The sequence below is a fragment of the Acidiluteibacter sp. genome (assembly GCF_055129545.1).
Genome location: NZ_JBSRUB010000007.1, coordinates 1 through 18798 on the forward strand (window position 1 = coordinate 1; position 18798 = coordinate 18798).

Consider the following 18798-nt stretch of genomic DNA (forward strand, 5'->3'; position numbering starts at 1 on the left):
ACCTGATTTTGAGTGAGAAGTATTTGGATTATTGCTTGGTCCGTTATTCTCATTTATGGCGCAAGAAACAGCATAATCTCCATAAATAGCAACAGAATATCCAAAATAATCATCTGAAGTTCGCTGAAAAGAAACAATCTTTTGCGTTTCTACCCACACTCCATTTACACCTCTTTCAAAAGTAAAAATTGCTCCTGCATCAGACGTCTGAATACTTATGACCGTATCCCAAGAATCCTCTGGTGCCCCTATCACGATTCGATCATTATGAATGGCTACTGATCTTCCAAAAAAATAGTAACCGTTTCGTAATCCTGCTGTTATTTTTTGGGTTTGTGTCCATAATCCAGCAGCATTAATGTTAAAAATGTATGCAGAGCCTGCAGAAAACATAAGGCTATTACCATTAACATCATGATCTTCTTGATGAGCCCCGACCAATATGGTGTTTCCGTCAAATGCAATCGCATAGCCGAAAAAGTCTTCTGCAGCTCTGTCATTAGATACTATTTTTTGAACTTGGTTCCAATTTCCAGCAGAATCAAGAGCGAAAACATACACTGAACCTGCATTGGAAAAAGTAGCAGTATTGGAGGTATCTTCATCTTCTTGGTGTGCTCCTACTATGATAGTATTACCTGAAATAGCTACTGAAAAACCAAAATAGTCACCTGCGGAACGATCCAATGCAGTTAGTTTGCTTACTTCTTGCCAACTACCTGCAGAATCTCTTTTGAATACGTATACAGCTCCCGCGTCTATTTTAGGATTTAAACCCAATGCGTCCTCATCTGCTGCATAAGCGCCTACCACTGCATACTCACCTGAGATCGCTACTGCATGTCCAAAAAAGTCATTGGTATCCCTATCTGATGGGACTAGCTTTTGCTGCTGAAACCAGTTTCCTGAGCCGTCTTTTTCATAAATATAAGCAGCTCCGGCATTTGTTAGAAAATTTAGACCTGATGTATCTTTATCCTGATTAGGCGCACCTGCTATCGCATAATCCTCAGTTATTCCAACAGAAGTACCCAAATTATCTTGAGCAGTTTGATCAGATGCTACCGCTTTAAAAGATTCCTTCAAGTTTTGGGCGGATAAACTGGTGCTAAAACCTACGGCTAGAGCAAAAGAGAATAAATAGACGAATACTTTTTTCATGATTTAGGAGACGAATAAACAGGTTAATAATTACAGCCCTTTCAAGAAAGACAAAAGTAGTTAATTTAACTGTTGATTTTTATACCGTTATATTTAAGCAAGGCTCTACTTACTTATATTAACCCCTATTGTTTATCGCTGTACTACTTTAAAATAATAAGGGTTAAATCAACATCTTACCGAACAGTTATCCTTTTATTACTAATGCTTTGTAGAATTAACAATATTAAAGCGAGGAGTCTCATAAAATCTAAAATACAGATTATACTTTAACCAACTAATCAAATTTTGAAATAACAAAGACTAAAAAATATTTATCATTATCTTTTAGTCTAAAAAAAATCTGCTATTTTGATTCATTCTGCTCCTCACCAAATTTATCTACAACGCAATGTTTATAGTTTAAAAACACGAATATTTTGCTGCGCTTCGATAAAAGAGTATTTTTGTCGTTTAATTTGAGAAAACTTAGATAAAAGGATGAAAGACCTATTTGATAAAATACACGACAATAGAGGGCCATTAGGGCAACACGCAAAAGAAAGTCACGGTTATTTTACATTTCCAAAGTTGGAAGGAGAAATTAAGAACCGCATGATTTTTCGTGGAAAAGAGCGATTACAGTGGAGTTTGAATAACTATTTGGGATTATCGAATCATCCGGAAGTTAGAAAAGCCGACGAGCAAGCTGCGAAGGATTGGGGAATGGGCTACCCTATGGGTGCTCGAATGATGTCGGGAAATACCAATTTCCATGAGCAATTGGAATCCGAATTAGCCGCATTTGTTCATAAAGAAGATGCCATCTTGGTTAACTTTGGTTACCAAGCGATGGTTTCATGTATTGATGCATTGGTTGATCGTAACGATGTGATTGTTTACGATGGAGAATCTCATGCTTGTATTATTGATGGTGTTCGTTTGCATCAAGGAAAACGTTATGTTTTTCAGCACAACAACATGGAAAACTTAGAAAAGCAATTGCAAAGAGCAACCAAATTAGCTGAAGAGCAAAATGGTGCTATCTTGGTGATTACTGAAGGAGTTTTTGGAATGTCAGGAAACCAAGGAAATCTAGTTGAAATAGTAGCGCTTAAGAAAAAGTACAACTTCAGAATCTTGTGTGACGATGCTCACGGTATCGGAGTAATGGGAGCTACAGGAGCAGGAACAGGAGAAGCTCAAGGTGTTCAGGATGAAATCGATGTTTACTTCGGTACGTTCGCAAAATCATTTGCTAGTATTGGTGGTTTTATCGCATCTAACGAAGATATTGTTGAATATTTGAGGTACAACATGCGTTCTCAAATTTTCGCCAAATCATTGCCAATGCCATTGGTCGTTGGTGCATTGAAAAGATTAGATATGATCAGAACAATGCCTGAATTGCGTGAAAAATTGTGGACGATTGCAAATGCATTGCAAAGCGGATTGAAAAATGCAGGTTTAAACCTTGGAACGACCAATACGCAAGTCACTCCGGTTATTTTAAGTGGTGGTTTAGGTGAAGCAACGAACCTTACGTTTGACTTAAGAGAAAATCACAACCTCTTCTGCTCTATCGTGGTTTATCCTGTTATTCCTAAAGGAATGATTATTCTAAGATTGATTCCAACAGCAATGCATACGTTGGAAGATGTAGAATACACCATTGAAACATTTAAGAAAGTAAAAGAAAAATTAGAAGCTGGAGAGTATAAATCAGATACGATCGCAGCAGTTTAATCTCTTTAGACCTACAAGTAAAAAAGCGAGCAGTTAGTTTTATCTAACTACTCGCTTTTTTACTTTTCAATTATAACAACTGTTAGTTAGTCGGTTATAACAACCAATGGTTAGTTTTCAAATTATTAAAAACCTAAAAATAATATCCAACAATAGATTTTGCTTCGCAAAATCTCATTAATAATTAACAATTCACCATTATCAATTATTACTTAAACGGTGTCAACGCTTTACTCAGTGAATTGTATAAATTAGCGCTAATCGGCCATAAAGGCAATCGAACATCATCTCCACAAATAGTCAGAATTTGTAAAGCTGCTTTCACTCCACCTGGGTTTCCTTCAGCGAACAACATTCCTATAATGTTGAATACTTTGTAATGATCCTCCTGTGCAGCGACTGCATCATTATTTAACGCATTGTTCACCATTTTTGAGAAAGTGGCCGGCAATGCATTTGCAACTACAGAAATAACCCCTTCGCCTCCACTTGCGATAAACGGCAATGCCAATGCATCATCTCCTGAAACTAAATAAAAGTCTTTAGGCATAGCCTGCTTAATCGCCATGGCTTGCTCTAAATTTCCAGAGGCTTCCTTGATTCCAATAATATTTTTAAAGTCATTGGCCAACCTCAAGGTCGTTTCTGGTAAAATATTACTAGCGGTTCTTCCAGGAACATTGTATAGAAAAATAGGCTTAGGAGCCACTTTAGCCAAAGCTTTATAATGCTGATAAATTCCTTCTTGAGTTGGTTTATTATACATCGGACTCGCTGATAAAATGGCATCAATACCTGTAAAGTCAGTTTCCTGCATTGTTTCTATTAACTCTTGAGTATTGTTACCACCAATCCCAATCATAACCGGGACACGTTTATCAACCGATTTGATTACCTGAGCTACCACTTTCTTCTTTTCCTCTTTTGTTAAGGTGACCGACTCTCCAGTAGTTCCCAAAACAACTACATAATCGATGCCTCCCTCAATGATGTAATTCACTAAATTGTCTAGTCCTTTATAGTCGACTTCTTTGGCCTTATTGAAAGGTGTTACAATGGCAACACCAGTTCCTGAAAATTTTCTTTTCATACTATTTAATTATACTCAAGTAATGTTTTAATTGTTGAATCAGATAAGGGATTGTTTTTTCTTTTGAAATATCAATCGTCAAATCACAAACTTCCGCCCTATAGGTGATGGTAGAACCAACTTTAAATCGAGCTTTAGACAACGATGTAATGTATCTGATTGGAAAATAAGATTTTATGGTGCAATCTATTAATATATCAAATTCAGTATTGATAAAATGCCTGCATTCTTTCTTTTGAGGAACATACAGCCAGTTGACATCCTTTTTGTTGAAGTAATTGTAATCCAATTCTTGTTTGGCTTTATCAAACAATTCTTTGTTGCTGATATATCCCAACGTCTCCACTTTCATTCGTTCTTCTTTTAAGAAACGAGCAAAGTCTCGAATCGTTTTGTCTGTTTGAACATCAAAATGATACACAATCCCCACCGTTTTTGCTGATTCTAATCCGGTAGACCTCACCTCTCGCTTTAGCTTAGCTATTTTGCTTCTTAGCAACAAGTTTGCTGCCTTCGTTTTTAAATTATCAATCAATGCGTTTTCTCTTATTTAATGACGATGTCAGATACGATTGGTTTACCCAGATCACCATTCAGTTTTTCTATCAATTTAGATTTTGCCAAATTTAGCTCATGTTTCAATGCGGATGAATCCAATTCTAAGTGAAGCACCTTATTTTTTAAATATATTTCTTTGGTGTGTTTTGAAATCATTCTGCCTACAATCTTTTCCCAAGATTGAATCAACTCTACTTCGTCTAACTTATTGGACAAGCCATAAGCTCGCAGCATTTTATCAATTAATTCTTTTAATGGGGCTTCATTCTTCTGTGACATCTACGCTTCCTTTGTTTACCACGAAAGTACGACAATCTATCTCCAATTCCTTAAATATGTCTGAGAGTCTTTTTTCGTGTGTGTCGGTTATAAAAATTTGTCCAAAATCATTGCTGCTTACTATTTCCATCAGTTTCGCCACTCGCTTATCATCCAATTTATCATAGATATCATCCAATAATAAGATGGGTGGAATTTCAACGATTTTCTGAATGTATTCGGCTTGCGCCAATTTCAACGCCAACAAATAGGTTTTCTGTTGTCCTTGTGAACCAAATTTCTTAATTGGAAAGTTGTCAATAGTAAATTCTAAATCATCTTTATGCACTCCAACAGTCGAATAACTCGCTCTTCTATCGCTATTTCTAGCATTGACTAAAGCCTCCTTAAAATTAAAATCATTCAGTTGAGATACATATTCTAAACTCACAACCTCATTATTTTCAGCTATAAAAGTATAATACTTTTGAAAAATAGGAATGAAATTCTCTATGAAGTAGGCCCTTCCTTGGTGCACTTTTTCCCCGTGATGAATCAATTGTTCATCCCAAATGGACAAACTGTCTTCATCAAAGCTTCTAATCTCTGCAAACTTCTTTAATAGTCGGTTTCTTTGGGCAACCGCTTTATTGTATTGCATGAGGTGTTCTAAATAAGGCCGATCATATTGACTAATGATTAAATCTAAAAATCGTCGACGAACATCACTTCCATCTAGTATCAGTGAAGAATCAGAAGGCGAAATCATCACCAACGGCAACAAACCAATATGATCCGAAATCCGAGTGTAGTCTTTCTTATTGCGCTTAAATTGTTTTTTCTGCCCCCTTTTAATTCCGCAGTAGATGCTTTCATTTTGATCCAATCGAAGAAAATCCCCTTGAACAACCATAAAAGGTTCATCATGACCGATAATTTGGGAATCTGCAGGGTTGAAATAACTTTTACTAAAGGAAAGGTAAAAAATAGCATCCAGCAAATTGGTTTTTCCACCTCCATTATTCCCAACAAAACAGTTTACATTGGAATGTAAATCCAACGATGCTTCCTTGTAATTTTTGAAATTGAGAACTGAAATATTCTTTAAATGCATGCGCCTGTTTTTGTGCTTTACAAAATTAAGCAAACGAATACTTTGAAACATGCGACTTAAAAAATTTGTCGATTGTAAAAAAAAAGTATTTTTGCACCCTTATAAACAATTGAATTATGGCTAAGCACAAAAACGAAGAAGAAGAATTATTTGTAGATGTTGAAGAAGTATATGGTAAGACAGAAACATTTATAGAAGAAAATAAAACGCCAATTATTTCAGTAATTGTTGGAATAGTGGTGGTTGTAGCAGGATACTTTGCTTATGCAAATTTCGTAGCTGCTCCAAACGAGCAAGAAGCAAAAGAGCTAATGTTTACTGCTGAGCAGTATTTTGCTCAAGATTCTTTGAATAAAGCAATCTATGGAGATGGCGTAAATCTGGGCTTTTTAGAGATTCAAGATCGATTTGGAAGCACTAAAGCAGGAAATTTAGCCTCTTATTACTTAGGAATATCTTTTTTACGTAGTGGACAATTCGAAAAAGCAATTGATGCTTTGGAAGATTTTAGTAGTGATGATATTTTAATTAGTTCAATTGCATTAGGAGCACAAGGTGATGCCTACATGGAATTGGGTGATAAATCAAAAGCAGCTAGTTTTTATTCGAAAGCGGCAAAAGAAAATGCCAATGAGTTTACTTCTCCTATTTACTTCATGAAAGCTGGAATGGCATACGAAGAAGCAGGTGAATACACAGACGCTTTGAATGCATTTAAAGCCATTAAAAAAGATTACAGCGCAACTGCTGAAGGTAGCGAAGTTGAAAAATACATTGCTAGAGTAGAAACTTTTATCAACTAGAAAAATATGGCTACAGCCAATTTATCAGCATACAATATAGAAACAGTTCCGAATGCGCAGACTATGCGATTCGGAATTGTTGTTTCAGAGTGGAACGAAAAGATTACTTCAGGACTTTTAAACGGTGCCAAATCAACTTTGATGAAGCATGGAGCCCTTGAAGATAATATTACCATTATTACTGTTCCAGGAGCATTTGAGTTGCCACTAGGTGCTCAAACCCTACTAGAAAATACTGATGTAGAAAGTGTCATCTGTTTGGGTTGTGTGATTCAAGGAGAAACAAAACACTTCGATTTCGTTTGCCAAGGAGTAACCAAGGGCATTGTAGATGTCAGTATCAATTACAATCGACCTGTTATTTTTGGTGTATTGACTGACAATACAGAACAACAAAGCATTGACAGAAGTGGTGGAAAACTAGGCAACAAAGGGGACGAAGCCGCTGTTACAGCCATTAAAATGGTCGAACTACAAAGAAGATTCGAAAAAAAGGCCTAATCTAGTTTAATTAGATTGGCCTTAATGTCGTGTTCATGGATTAATTGTTCAGTAAATTTATTCTGTCCAAAAGGAATTAGGATATTTAGTTGGCCATTTTTAAGATCAGCCATAGTAGACAATAGCTTCCATTTACTGACAATCTGATTCACATCGTCTGTTTTCTGCGCAATCTCAAAATAATGCTTCCCTTTTCTGTTTCTAGCAGTGATATCAGGAGTAAATTCAATATCTGAATCTTTCATCTTGAATTGAAAAGGAGACTCATAATCGCTAGAAACGGATTTAATCTCTTCAAACCCTGTTCGCTTTACTTTAAGTAATGCTGAATCCATTAATTGATTAAAATTCTTATTTGATCTGGAAGTCTGTAACATAATATATTTGATATTTAGAAAGTTAATATTATCCATTAACCCTCAAAAATCATTCCGACCATTCAATTCCTTTTTAATCCGTGATAATAAGAAGACTTACAGCTCTATTTCTTTTTTGTTTTTGCAGCCTTGAGTAATTGATTCCTCATTGTGATAAATGTAATCAACAGCACAAAAAAGACGATCGGTCCAGCAATCTGATCCATTTCATTGTGGTAAACATGAACCACCACTGCTCCTGCCATAATAATTGAAAGACCTGCAGCGGCAAATAAGCGTACTTTAGGAATCAATAGACCAATTGCAGCTGAAAGCTCCAGAAATCCAAGTAAAAGCATCAACCCGATAGGAATATCGTAACGCTCAAAATTGTCTACCATCATTTCAGTTCGCATCAGTTTACTAAACCCTGCTGCAACGAAAACAACAATCAGTAAAATTGTAATAATGTTTAATGTAATTTTTTTTGCTTTAGCTGTCATAATACTCATATTTGTTTCTGCAATTTAATTTAAAAAATCTAGAAATTAAACTGCCCCAATAAAATCAACTACATAATATTAAAGAATGAACCAAAGTTTGAGTAAATACGCGCCTTACCTCCTATTTTTATTTGCGATTGCCTTGTATTTCAATACCATTAATCACGGTTATGTTTTGGATGATTTCTCGTTGATCAAAGAGAACTTTGTAGTTAAAAAAGGATTTGAAGGCATTCAAACCATTTTTACTACCCATTACAGATATGGTTATGGCTTTCAATCAGGCTCTCTCTATCGCCCAATTTCGCTCTCAATTTTTGCGATACAATGGGAGTTATTTCCTGATCAACCTTGGTTTCCTCACCTCATAAATGTATTGCTATACGCTTTATCAGGAGCTTTACTTTACAAATTACTCATCAAATGGATGGATCCGATGGTTTCACTCATCGCAACCGCACTTTTTATTGCACACCCACTCCACACCGAAGTCGTTGCGAACATTAAAAGCTTGGATGAAATTCTTTCCTTGTTACTCTTATTGATTTTATTAGTCTATCTCCATAAATGGTTAGAAGGCAAGGATAAAAAGCACCTACTCTTTTCTGTCCTTGCATTTTTCATTGCTTTACTGGTGAAAGAAAGTGCCATTACTTTCCTTGGCATCATCGTTTTAGTGCTATACTTTTTTGAAAAGCAAACGTTTGGCGAAAGCTTAAAGAAATTACTTCCTTTTATTATACTCTTAGTTCCTTATTTCATCATGCGATTCAATGCACTGAAATCATTGACTTCAGCAGCTCCAGTTACCCAAATAGACAATATGCTAGTTGGCATCGATTCAGTTGGTGATTCATTCGCTACTAAAATCTACTTAATGGGATTGTACTTGTATAAAATCATCTTCCCCTATATTTTAATGAATGACTATTCCATTCGTCAAATTCCAGTAATTTCTATTACCGATTGGCAGTTCTTATTATCGGTAATTGTGATCCTTATTTTGGCAGTAATTGCTTTTCAATCTACTAAAATGAAAGGTTTAATTGGATTCGGTATTTTATTTTATGTCATAACCTTAAGCATATCATCCAATTTAATTCTGACCATCGGAACACACTTTGGCGAACGATTGGTTTTTCTTCCAATTTTAGGATTTTGCATTGCAATTGGGTATTTAATCCAGCAATTAATCCAACATAAAAATTATAAGTCAATTGGAATTATCGGAACCACTGCGATCTTACTTCTATTCTCTGGAAGAACCATCAGTAGAAATAAAGCATGGAAAAGTGATATCATTCTTTATTCAACCGACATTAAAAATTGCCCAAATAGCGCCAGATGTAACTATAGTTATGCATTGGAGGTAATGAAAGAAAAAGCAGTTAAAACCAGTAATCCTCAAGAAAAACAGCAGTATTTTGAGGAGGCTGAAAAACACTTTCTAAACGCGATTGAACTGAATCCTAGCTATTCTGACGCTTATGGAAACCTCGGTTTATTGAAGTATCGAACGAAAAAATACCCAGAAGCGGAGAAATACTATTTAAAAGCCATTGAACTAAATTCAGGAAATGCTACTGTACTTTCTAACCTTGGCGCTATCTATTTTGAAATGAAACAATATGAAGCGGCTAAAAACACTTATTTAAAAGCGTTAAAGGCCAATCCGAATATGGCAGACGCCAATGCCAATATGGGAGCAACATTGGCTACGCTGGGACAGCTACAAGCTTCTATTCCCTATTTCACGAAGGCCATAGAATTGAACCCTTCCAATGTTCAAAATTATTATTTCTTAGGAATTACCTACCAGAATATAGGTAATGCTGCTAAAGCAAAAGAATATTTGGATCAGTACAATCAAATGAAGTAGATCGATCGTATTTATATTTCATACAAAGAATCTGTATATTTACGTTTTATAAATATAGAACCATGGCAGTATTTACAAGTTCACTTCCGGATGATGTTTTGGCTCAGCTTTCTGCTCAAGCAGAACGGCTCTCAGTACCTAAAAATAAACTCATAGAAAAGGCTCTTCGTGTCTACCTAGAGCAGCTTACACGCTTAGAATACATCCATTCTTTTTCAAAAGCCGCAAAAGATCAAGACATGATCTCCCTTGCTGAAGAAGGAATGGCTGACTATCTGAAACAAATAGAGATCAATGAAAAAGGGTGAGCTTTGGTATGCTAACTTAAGTCCTAGCAAAGGAAGTGAGCAAAGAGGTCATCGTCCAGTTTTAATAGTAAGTGGTAACCTCGTTAATAAATATGCGCCGGTTATTCTCATTTGTCCATTGACCACAAAAATAAAATCCTATAAAGGTGATGTGATTTTGGAACCTACTAAAGACAATGGCTTAGTTGAAACTTCAGAAGTATTGGCCATGCACTTAAGGTCTGTTAGCCGAGATCGACTAGACAAATGCATAGGAAAAATAAATCCTGAAGAACTCTCTACTATTAGAAAATCGCTTCAGGATTTATTGACATTAGATTGATTCTAATCTATTTATGTTTCAACAATTCAGGGTATTTTGCCTCAAATCGTTCTAATCTTGGAATAGAAACCTTTTGAATGTAAGGGTTGCTTGGATTGTTCCGTTCGTAATCTTGGTGATACTCTTCAGCTTTATAAAAAGTTTGAATCGGCTTCACTTCTGTCACAATTTTATTTTCGAAAACATTTTTGGTTTCCAACTCTTCGATATAAGATTCAATGATTTTTTGTTCATTCACATTGTTATAAAACGCAATAGAACGATATTGAGTCCCTCGGTCAGGTCCTTGCTGATTTAACGTAGTAGGGTCATGAGATCCAAAAAATACAACAACCAATGTTTTAAAATCTACTTTAGTCGTATCATAATACACTTCAACAGCTTCAGCATGAGAAGTCGCTCCTGCGCTCACTTGCTCGTAGGTCGGATTCTTTTCATTTCCTCCAGCGTAACCTGAAACGACTTCCACTACCCCATTTACTTCTTCAAAAACTGCTTCTACACACCAAAAACATCCACTTGCAAAATAAGCTTTACTCAATCCTTTCAAATCTTGTGGAGCTTCCTTTTTAGAAGTTTGCTGGTCATTAGAATCAGGTTTAGAATTGCCACATGCAGCAACTAAAAATAATAATACAATTGAAGTGTAAATGGTATTTTTCATATGCTATTTACGGTAAAGAGTTCTTAAAAGTTTGATAAGAACTTGGTGAATAATAAGTCGTGTCACATCCGAGCTCAATGGCTTTGTTTTCAATTTCTATGACTCTATCAGCTGCAGGAGGGTGTGTACTCAAGAATTTTGGAATAGTGCTTCCGCCGGCTGCGCTTAATTTCTCAAAGAAAGTCTTTGCACCATCGCATCTATAAGGCGTTTTTGATAAATACTCTACAGAATAAGCATCTGCTTCTGACTCCGCATCACGGCTAAAAGCCAAACCTGCAGTATTTCCTGCTACACCTGCTAAAATCTGAGACAATTGGCCTGGTTCTTTTCCTAGAACTATGTTTAACAGCAAGCTAATACCATATTGGCGTTGCATTTGCTTTACAGAATGACGTCGGTCAGCATGTGCCATTTCATGCCCCATCACTCCCATCAAGTCATCTTCATTATCCAAATATTTAATTAGACCAGTATAAAAGAAGATATAACCACCTGGAGAGGCAAAAGCGTTCAACACACTATCATCATTGATGATGTATACTTCCCAAGCAAACTCATCTTTATACCCAATCTCTCCTGTATTTAAGATACTGTCTTTTAAACCTCTTATATACTGATAAGCAAAAGGGTATTGAGTTTCATCTAGAACTGGATATTCAGCTGGATTTGCAAAAATCTCCGCTTTCAATTGAGCTCCCAACTCTTTATCTTGAGCCGGAGAAAATAACAATACCGTTTCTTTATTGTCGTCCTTTTTACATGCTGTAAAACTTAGCGCCACAGCCAATACTAATGTAATTCTTTTGATCATTTTTATAAATTAAAAGTTTTCACAAAGGTGCATCAAAGTCTTTAAATTTAAAAGTCTTCTTCGTTTTCACCCTCATTTGAGTAGAGCATTGACTGAAATAAATCGTTAAATCGCAATTTAGTCTCCATTTGCTTTCTTCCCAATAAGGAATATTCAGCCAATCCATGCAATAGGAATTCCATCATTAAAAACTGCTCTTCTTTAGGCATGTCTTTGAATTTTGAATCAATCAATACTTTCATTCCGGGTATATTACTCAATTCCTCTTGATAAATTATATCAGAATAATCTGTTTCTATATCAATTACATTATTGGAGAATGAGTTAAGTATAGCGTTATACTTTTCTGCTTCAATTGATTTATTCTTTTTCAAATCCTTCAATTCAGGAAAGTAATTGGTCACCATGGTTCGAATAGCAGCCTGAACAATCGCATGAGCCACGTTTACTGCGCCTTCTTGCTCCCCTTCATACACCATTTCAATTTTTCCTACAATCGCAGGCACTACATTCATTAAATCAGCAATACGAGCAGTCGTTTTCTTTTCACCATTTATAATGCTTCTTCGCTCTGCCGAACTAATCATACTTTCGTAAGCGGCAATGGTCAAACGAGCTGAAACACCACTTTTAGCATCTACAAACTCACTTTTTCTTGCCTCAAAAGCAATTTGCTCCAATAAGTCTTTTAAGAGTTCAGGAACGGTAACAATTTCTTTTTGAGAGTTACTCAATTTCACTTCTTGCGAAGTAATTTCTTTGGCCAAAGTGATGTTCTTTGGGTAATGCGTCATGATTTGACTTTGAATTCTATCCTTTAGTGGAGTGATAATCGCCCCTCTATTGGTATAATCTTCTGGATTGGCAGTAAATACAAATTGTAAATCAAGTGGTAATCTTAATTTAAATCCTCTAATTTGTATATCGCCTTCTTGCAAAATATTAAACAATGACACTTGGATTCTAGCTTGTAAATCAGGCAATTCATTGATGACAAAAATTCCACGATTTGCACGAGCAATTAATCCAAAATGAATGACACGCTCATCGGAGTAGTCCAACTTTAAGTTAGCTGCCTTAATCGGGTCAACATCACCAATCAAGTCAGCAATACTTACATCAGGTGTCGCCAATTTCTCCGTATATCGATCACTTCTATGCAGCCATTCGATCGGTGTTTTATCCCCTTCATGCAGTAACTTTTCTTTCGCATAAAATGAAATGGGATTAAACGGATCATCATTAATTTCTGACCCTTTAACAATTGGCACATATTCATCTAACAATTGAACCATCAATCTAGCAATCTTCGTTTTTGCCTGACCTCTTAATCCCAATAGATTAATGTTGTGTTTGGCTAAAATGGCTCGCTCAATACTGGGAATTACAGTATCCTCGTATCCATGTATTTCTTTAAAAATTTGCTCTTTTGATTTTAATTTACCCAACAAATTGTCTCGTAATTCGTCCTTTACTTTTTTGGGTTGATATCCACTTTTCTTTAATTCTCCAAAAGTGGTAATTTGCGTTAAGTCGCTCATATATTTCTCTTTTTATTTCGTTCGTAATCAGCGAATATAAATCCACCTAATCCATCTAAACCTGAATAAAATGCTTTCCCATTATTGGCTTCTGTAAATTGCTCTACAAATTTCTGCAAATAAGGATCTTCAGCAATCATAAATGTGGTGATTGGTATTTTCAACTTTCGACATTGCGCAGCTAAGTTCACTGTCTTGTTTAATATCTTGGGATCTTGCCCCCAACTGTTTTGATAATATTCTCCATTTTCTATGATACAGGTTGGTTTTCCATCTGTTATCATTAAAATTTGCTTGTTGGAAGACTTCTTTCTTCTTAATAAATCCATTGCTAACTCAAGGCCTGCAACTGTATTGGTATGGTATGGACCCACCGTTAAATAAGGCAAATCTTTAATTTGAACTTGCCAGGCATCATTTCCAAACACTACAATATCTAAACTATCCTTTGGATAACGGGTCGTAATAAATTCTGCCAGAGCCATCGCCACCTTTTTGGCAGGAGTAATTCGATCTTCACCATACAATATCATGGAGTGAGAGATATCAATCATTAATACAGTAGACAACTGCGTTTTATGACGTGTTTCCATTACCTCCAGATCATCTTCTGTCATTTGAAAATCTTCAATTCCGTGATTGATTTGTGCTTTTTTAAATGATTCTGTAAAGTCAATCTGTTCAAAACTATCACCAAATTGAAAAGGTCGTTTATTAGAAGTAGACTCCTCACCTTTACCAACATGCTTGGTTTGGTGATCACCGCTAGTGCCTTTTTTCATCTTTCCAAAGATCTGATCCAATGCTCGCTTTCGGATCATTTGTTCCGTCTTAGATGTAATCTTTGAAGTGGAATCTTTCGGGTCAGTTCGAAGTAAACTCTTTTTTTCTAAATCCTTACGAAAGTCATCTAACGTATAATCATCGTCAGTAATGTGGTGTTCAGCATCCAATTGTTTCATCCAATCAAATGTCTCTTCTACATCACCTGAAGTATAAGTCATTAACTCTAAAAAAAGCTTCAACAAACGCTCAAAAGGCGTCTGAGTGTTATCTTCTGTAAATTCACTAAATCGGAATCCAATCATAATTTTAAAATTACAACTTTAAACACCTTTCTAATGGCTTTGTTTTAATAAAAAAGGTTAATGAGAAGACTAATAAAATTTAATCTGTATATTTTCACTATCAAATGAAACGATATATAACTAGTGTCATTTTCTCATTATTATTTTTGCACCTTTCGGCGAAAGAAAAATGCATTGATATTTCTTATTTAGAAGATTTTAGAAATGTCGCCTCCACTTCCATCATTATTGAGGATAGTAAAGATAAACTGCTACCCGGTGACGCCATTGATTATTTCATACGTGCTCAATGGAGCGATTCTTCTGGAAATACAATCCCCAATGTCAACTTTACAACCTCCACTTTTTGGCAAATCATAAAAGTGTGTAATCCATCAGAATTTGAAAATGATTACTTGATTCAATTAGCAAGACCACTTACCAATGTAGTAGAATTATATCAATACGACTCAAAAGGTCAATTTATACAAAGTCAAATCACTGGAGACAATCTAGTTTATGAAAGCAGACCCATTTTTGACAAAGATTTTATATTCCCTTTTAAATTAAAAGCCAATGAAAGTCAGTATTTAATCGCAAAATTAAAAAGCGATGGAGAAGTATTAACGCTTTCAATGAAAATTTGGGAAAATGATGCTTACATCAGTTTTATCTCAAAACACAATCTTTTTCAAGGATTTTACTATGGACTCTTACTATTTGTAGCACTCTTTTTCATTTTTGTCGGCATTGCCTTAAACCAACGATTGTATTTTTATTTTGTAGCCTATGTTTCACTATTGTTTTTCATGCAATTTTCCATAGATGGATATGCCTTTCGATACTTATGGCCAAATAACACTTGGTTTGCAAATCATGCCATTGTAATCTTCGCTACAAGTTCAGTGATATTCTTACTTACCTATGTGCGGGCATTTCTTCAACTATACAAAGGTCTATTCAACAAGTTATTTAGTGTATTTATTTTTCTTTTATTTATATGCTTGGGGCTCGGATTCATGTCCAATTCATGGTATGTGATTTCTTTCCCATTGATCAATATTCTTGCATTCTTGAGTTCATTTTTATTTTTGGTAGGTGTCTTTATTAATTACAAGGAATCTAAAAAGCTAGATCTAGCATTTACATTGGCGTTTATTTCTGTACTAATCGGTGGCATCACCTTTATTTTAATTAATGTAGGTGTTTTTGAAAGTGATTTTTTAAAGGAAAATGCCATTAAGATAGGTTCTGCTTTTGAAATTGGGTTTCTTTCTATAGCTATGGCAGGTAGATATAGAGACGTTCAGCTGCAAAAAGAACAGGCACAACAAGAAGCATATGATCGATTGGATGAAATATCGAAGATCAAGCAAGAACAAAATGTGTATTTAGAAGAACAAGTAACCTTTAGAACACAAGAAATTAGTCTTAAAAATGATGAACTATCGAAGAAAAATCGCGAAATCATTGATTCAATCAATTATGCAGAACGATTAGAGGACAGCATCCTACCTACAAAAACTAATTTTCTAAAAGGATTCCAGGATGGATTCATTCTATATGTACCAAAAGACATTGTTAGTGGTGATTTCTATTTTAGAGAAGACATTGGTGAGTATTCGATCATCGCAGTAGCAGATTGCACCGGTCATGGGGTTCCTGGTGCTATGCTAAGTATTGTGGGACACAATTCTCTTAATCGTTGTATCAATCAATACGGTTTAAGAGAATCAGACGCCATCCTCAACAGATTGACTGAAATGGTGGAAGAACTATTTAGTAAAGGAAAAAAGCAAATTCAGGATGGAATGGACATTAGTTTGATTGTCTTGAACAATCAAACTAAAACCTTACAGTTTTCTGGCGCATTCAATGGTTTATACTTGATTCGAAACAATGAATTAATTGAATTTAAAGGAAATAAACAACCAGTTGGCCACTTCTTTAAACGAGTACCATTTAAAAAGGAAATCATACAATTGGAAGAGAATGATTGCCTATACATGACATCTGATGGATATCCTGATCAATTTGGCGGACCTAGAGATAAAAAGTTAAAAATTAAAGTTCTTAAAGACCTATTTCTTGATAACCATACTAAAAGCGGGAAAGATCAGCTAGAATTACTTTCTAATTACTTTTTTGAATGGAAGGGAAATAAAGAACAAATTGATGATGTATGTGTGGTTGGAATAAAAGTTTAAATCGGAAATACTTGTCCCGCAAGTTGAACACTTTTAGAAAACACCTCTAAATCCAATCCAGTTTTTATGTTCTTTTCAGTAAAATATTCCACCATCTTTTCGGTTGGCATATTGCCAGTCAGCTCATCTGCCGCCATTGGGCATCCACCAAAGCCTTTGATTGCGCCATCAAACTCTCTACAACCATTATCATAAGCAGCAGCAACCTTTTCCTCCCAAGTATGTGGAGTGGTGTGCAAATGCGCTCCAAAACGTGTCTTTGAAAACTCAGGGATCAGCTGCGAAAACAGACTACTAATATTCTCAGAAGAAGAAACACCGATAGTATCGGAAAGCGCCAACTTAGCCACTCCTAACCCCACTAACTTCTCTGCCCACTCCGTTACCACATCTGGATGCCATAAATCGCCGTAAGGGTTTCCAAATGCCATTGAAATGTAGACAACCAAGTCCTTATTGTGCTTCAAACAACCATTTTGAATCGCTTCTACCTTTTTCAACGATTCCTCAATAGAAGAGTTCGTATTTCGTTGCTGAAAAGTCTCCGAAATAGAAAACGGAAATCCCAGATAATCGATTTGATCAAATTGAAATGCATCAATTGCACCTCTTTCATTGGCTATAATTGCCAATAGTTTAGATTTTGTAGCATTTAAGTTCAATTGATTCAATACTTCAGCAGTGTCCCTCATTTGAGGAATTGCCTTAGGAGAGACAAAACTTCCAAAATCAATCGTATCAAAACCTACAGTTAATAACTGATTGATGTAGTTCACTTTCTCCTTGGTTGGAATAAAGTCATGCAACCCTTGCATGGCATCTCTTGGGCATTCAGTTAACTTAATCATGAGCTTTGTTTTTTATAATAATTCGCAATTTCCTTATTAATTCTCAAAACAGTGCCTGGGCCACCAAAAATAAATCCACTATAGATTTGAAGCAGATCAGCTCCTGCTTCCAATTTTTCAATAGCATCAGCACCAGTTTGAATACCGCCAACACCAATCACTACAAACCCATTATTAGAATTTGACTTTAAATATTTGATAACTTCTTTTGACCTTTCAGTTAATGGTTTTCCGCTCACTCCTCCAGCACCTATCGCCTCCACTTTTTGAGTTGAAGTCTTTAGTTTTGATCGATCTATTGTTGTGTTGGTGGCAATTACTCCATTGATTTTGGTGGTACGCACAATCTCAATTATATCATCCAATTGACTATTGGTCAAGTCTGGAGCAATTTTAAGCAATATAGGTTTAGGGGCTGCTTTTTGTTGATTTAAAACCTGAAGACCATTTAATAAATTAGTCAACGGCTCTTTCTCTTGTAAATCCCTCAAATTAGGCGTATTTGGAGAACTCACATTCACTACAAAATAATCTACATAGTCGAAAAGTGCTTTAAAACAATACGTATAATCATCCATTGCATTTTCATTCGGAGTAACCTTATTTTTGCCAATATTTCCTCCAACAATCAATCCCTTAGGTCTATTTTTTAGTCGCTCGACAGCCTCGTCTACTCCACCATTATTAAAGCCCATCCGATTAATCAACGCTTCATCCTGCGGCAAACGAAACAATCGAGGCTTTGGATTGCCCTCTTGTGGTTTTGGAGTTAAGGTTCCAATCTCTATAAAACCAAACCCAAAAGCAGTTAACTCTTCATATAATTTTGCATCTTTATCAAAACCAGCAGCTAAACCAACAGGATTCGGAAAATTCAAGCCTATTAGCTGCTTAGAAAGCAAATTTGATTTGAATGTATAGTTTTTAATTGCTAATTTTCTGAACCATTCATACTGAAAAGTAGCTTTAATAAGCTTAAAAGTAAAGTGGTGAACTTTTTCAGCGTCAAATTTAAAGAGAACAGATTTGATAAGAGAGTACATAGAATATTATTTTGAATGCAAATTTAAGTACAAGTA

20 protein-coding genes are annotated in these 18798 nt (G+C 35.5%); 7 read left to right on the top strand and 13 right to left on the bottom strand.

Features of this window, described 5'->3' with window-relative positions:
* A partial coding sequence (locus ACTB0X_RS02665; RefSeq protein WP_463023438.1) for an FG-GAP repeat protein occupies positions 1-1161 on the bottom strand: 1161 nt, incomplete at its 3' end.
* Between the two features lie 480 nt (positions 1162-1641).
* On the opposite strand from ACTB0X_RS02665, the gene ACTB0X_RS02670 reads away from it, so the two are divergent.
* Positions 1642-2886 carry an aminotransferase class I/II-fold pyridoxal phosphate-dependent enzyme gene (locus tag ACTB0X_RS02670; RefSeq protein WP_463023439.1) on the top strand — a complete coding sequence of 415 codons (1245 nt, stop codon included), beginning with the start codon at positions 1642-1644 and terminating at the stop codon, positions 2884-2886.
* 208 nt (positions 2887-3094) lie between these two features.
* On the opposite strand, the gene dapA is transcribed toward ACTB0X_RS02670, so the two are convergent.
* Genes dapA through recF form a run of 4 tightly spaced genes read right to left on the bottom strand, consistent with a single transcriptional unit; the run spans position 3095 to position 5906 of the window.
* Positions 3095-3976 (bottom strand): 4-hydroxy-tetrahydrodipicolinate synthase, encoded by an 882-nt coding sequence (dapA, locus tag ACTB0X_RS02675; RefSeq protein WP_463023440.1) that lies wholly within the window; start codon positions 3974-3976, stop codon positions 3095-3097.
* Between the two features lies 1 nt (position 3977).
* The gene (locus tag ACTB0X_RS02680) at positions 3978-4511 is read right to left on the bottom strand and encodes a DUF6913 domain-containing protein (RefSeq protein WP_463023441.1); all 534 of its coding nucleotides are present in this window, start codon (positions 4509-4511) and stop codon (positions 3978-3980) included.
* A gap of 11 nt (positions 4512-4522) precedes the next feature.
* Positions 4523-4813 (bottom strand): DciA family protein, encoded by a 291-nt coding sequence (locus tag ACTB0X_RS02685; RefSeq protein WP_463023442.1) that lies wholly within the window; start codon positions 4811-4813, stop codon positions 4523-4525.
* Complete coding sequence (gene recF / locus ACTB0X_RS02690; protein WP_463023443.1) at positions 4797-5906, bottom strand: DNA replication/repair protein RecF; 1110 nt, start codon at positions 5904-5906, stop codon at positions 4797-4799. The genes ACTB0X_RS02685 and recF overlap by 17 nt, the downstream gene beginning before the upstream one ends.
* A gap of 116 nt (positions 5907-6022) precedes the next feature.
* On the opposite strand from recF, the gene ACTB0X_RS02695 reads away from it, so the two are divergent.
* A complete protein-coding gene (locus tag ACTB0X_RS02695) occupies positions 6023-6709 on the top strand; it encodes a tetratricopeptide repeat protein (protein ID WP_463023444.1) in 687 nt (228 codons plus the stop codon).
* A gap of 6 nt (positions 6710-6715) precedes the next feature.
* A complete protein-coding gene (ribH, locus tag ACTB0X_RS02700; RefSeq protein ID WP_463023445.1) occupies positions 6716-7210 on the top strand; it encodes a 6,7-dimethyl-8-ribityllumazine synthase in 495 nt (164 codons plus the stop codon).
* On the opposite strand, the gene ACTB0X_RS02705 is transcribed toward ribH, so the two are convergent.
* Both ACTB0X_RS02705 and ACTB0X_RS02710 read right to left on the bottom strand, forming a co-directional pair.
* The gene (locus tag ACTB0X_RS02705; RefSeq protein ID WP_463023446.1) at positions 7207-7587 is read right to left on the bottom strand and encodes a hypothetical protein; all 381 of its coding nucleotides are present in this window, start codon (positions 7585-7587) and stop codon (positions 7207-7209) included. The two genes, ribH and ACTB0X_RS02705, sit on opposite strands and share 4 nt — an antisense overlap.
* 104 nt (positions 7588-7691) lie before the next feature.
* Entirely contained in the window at positions 7692-8069 is a 378-nt protein-coding gene (locus ACTB0X_RS02710; protein ID WP_463023447.1) for a DoxX family protein, read from the bottom strand.
* An 85-nt stretch (positions 8070-8154) separates the two neighbouring features.
* Between ACTB0X_RS02710 and ACTB0X_RS02715 the strand changes: the two genes are divergently transcribed.
* The 3 genes from ACTB0X_RS02715 to ACTB0X_RS02725 all read left to right on the top strand — a co-directional run bounded on the left by ACTB0X_RS02715 (position 8155) and on the right by ACTB0X_RS02725 (position 10578).
* Positions 8155-9948 carry a tetratricopeptide repeat protein gene (locus ACTB0X_RS02715; RefSeq protein WP_463023448.1) on the top strand — a complete coding sequence of 598 codons (1794 nt, stop codon included), beginning with the start codon at positions 8155-8157 and terminating at the stop codon, positions 9946-9948.
* Positions 9949-10010: 62 nt separating this feature from the next.
* The gene (locus ACTB0X_RS02720; RefSeq protein ID WP_463023449.1) at positions 10011-10256 is read left to right on the top strand and encodes a ribbon-helix-helix domain-containing protein; all 246 of its coding nucleotides are present in this window, start codon (positions 10011-10013) and stop codon (positions 10254-10256) included.
* Positions 10243-10578 carry a type II toxin-antitoxin system PemK/MazF family toxin gene (locus ACTB0X_RS02725; RefSeq protein ID WP_463023450.1) on the top strand — a complete coding sequence of 112 codons (336 nt, stop codon included), beginning with the start codon at positions 10243-10245 and terminating at the stop codon, positions 10576-10578. The genes ACTB0X_RS02720 and ACTB0X_RS02725 overlap by 14 nt, the downstream gene beginning before the upstream one ends.
* Before the next feature lie 7 nt (positions 10579-10585).
* Here the strand turns inward: ACTB0X_RS02725 and msrA are convergent, their stop codons facing one another.
* From msrA to ACTB0X_RS02745, 4 genes are read right to left on the bottom strand one after another with little or no spacing between them, the layout of a single operon-like run.
* Entirely contained in the window at positions 10586-11242 is a 657-nt protein-coding gene (gene msrA / locus ACTB0X_RS02730) for a peptide-methionine (S)-S-oxide reductase MsrA (RefSeq protein ID WP_463023451.1), read from the bottom strand.
* 7 nt (positions 11243-11249) lie between these two features.
* Positions 11250-12056, bottom strand: a complete 807-nt coding sequence (locus tag ACTB0X_RS02735) for a M48 family metalloprotease (RefSeq protein WP_463023452.1) — start codon at positions 12054-12056, stop codon at positions 11250-11252.
* A gap of 47 nt (positions 12057-12103) precedes the next feature.
* Positions 12104-13597 (bottom strand): sigma 54-interacting transcriptional regulator, encoded by a 1494-nt coding sequence (locus ACTB0X_RS02740; protein ID WP_463023453.1) that lies wholly within the window; start codon positions 13595-13597, stop codon positions 12104-12106.
* Positions 13594-14685, bottom strand: coding sequence for a vWA domain-containing protein (locus tag ACTB0X_RS02745; protein ID WP_463023454.1), 1092 nt, complete (start codon positions 14683-14685; stop codon positions 13594-13596). Before ACTB0X_RS02745 ends, ACTB0X_RS02740 begins: the two co-directional genes overlap by 4 nt.
* Positions 14686-14789: 104 nt before the next feature.
* Between ACTB0X_RS02745 and ACTB0X_RS02750 the strand changes: the two genes are divergently transcribed.
* On the top strand, positions 14790-16871 hold the full coding sequence (locus tag ACTB0X_RS02750; protein WP_463023455.1) for a 7TM diverse intracellular signaling domain-containing protein: 2082 nt from the start codon (positions 14790-14792) through the stop codon (positions 16869-16871).
* Here the strand turns inward: ACTB0X_RS02750 and ACTB0X_RS02755 are convergent.
* Positions 16868-17719 carry a hydroxymethylglutaryl-CoA lyase gene (locus tag ACTB0X_RS02755; protein ID WP_463023456.1) on the bottom strand — a complete coding sequence of 284 codons (852 nt, stop codon included), beginning with the start codon at positions 17717-17719 and terminating at the stop codon, positions 16868-16870. The two genes, ACTB0X_RS02750 and ACTB0X_RS02755, sit on opposite strands and share 4 nt — an antisense overlap.
* Positions 17716-18762, bottom strand: a complete 1047-nt coding sequence (locus ACTB0X_RS02760; protein WP_463023457.1) for a quinone-dependent dihydroorotate dehydrogenase — start codon at positions 18760-18762, stop codon at positions 17716-17718. Before ACTB0X_RS02760 ends, ACTB0X_RS02755 begins: the two co-directional genes overlap by 4 nt.
* Positions 18763-18798 lie beyond the last annotated feature (36 nt).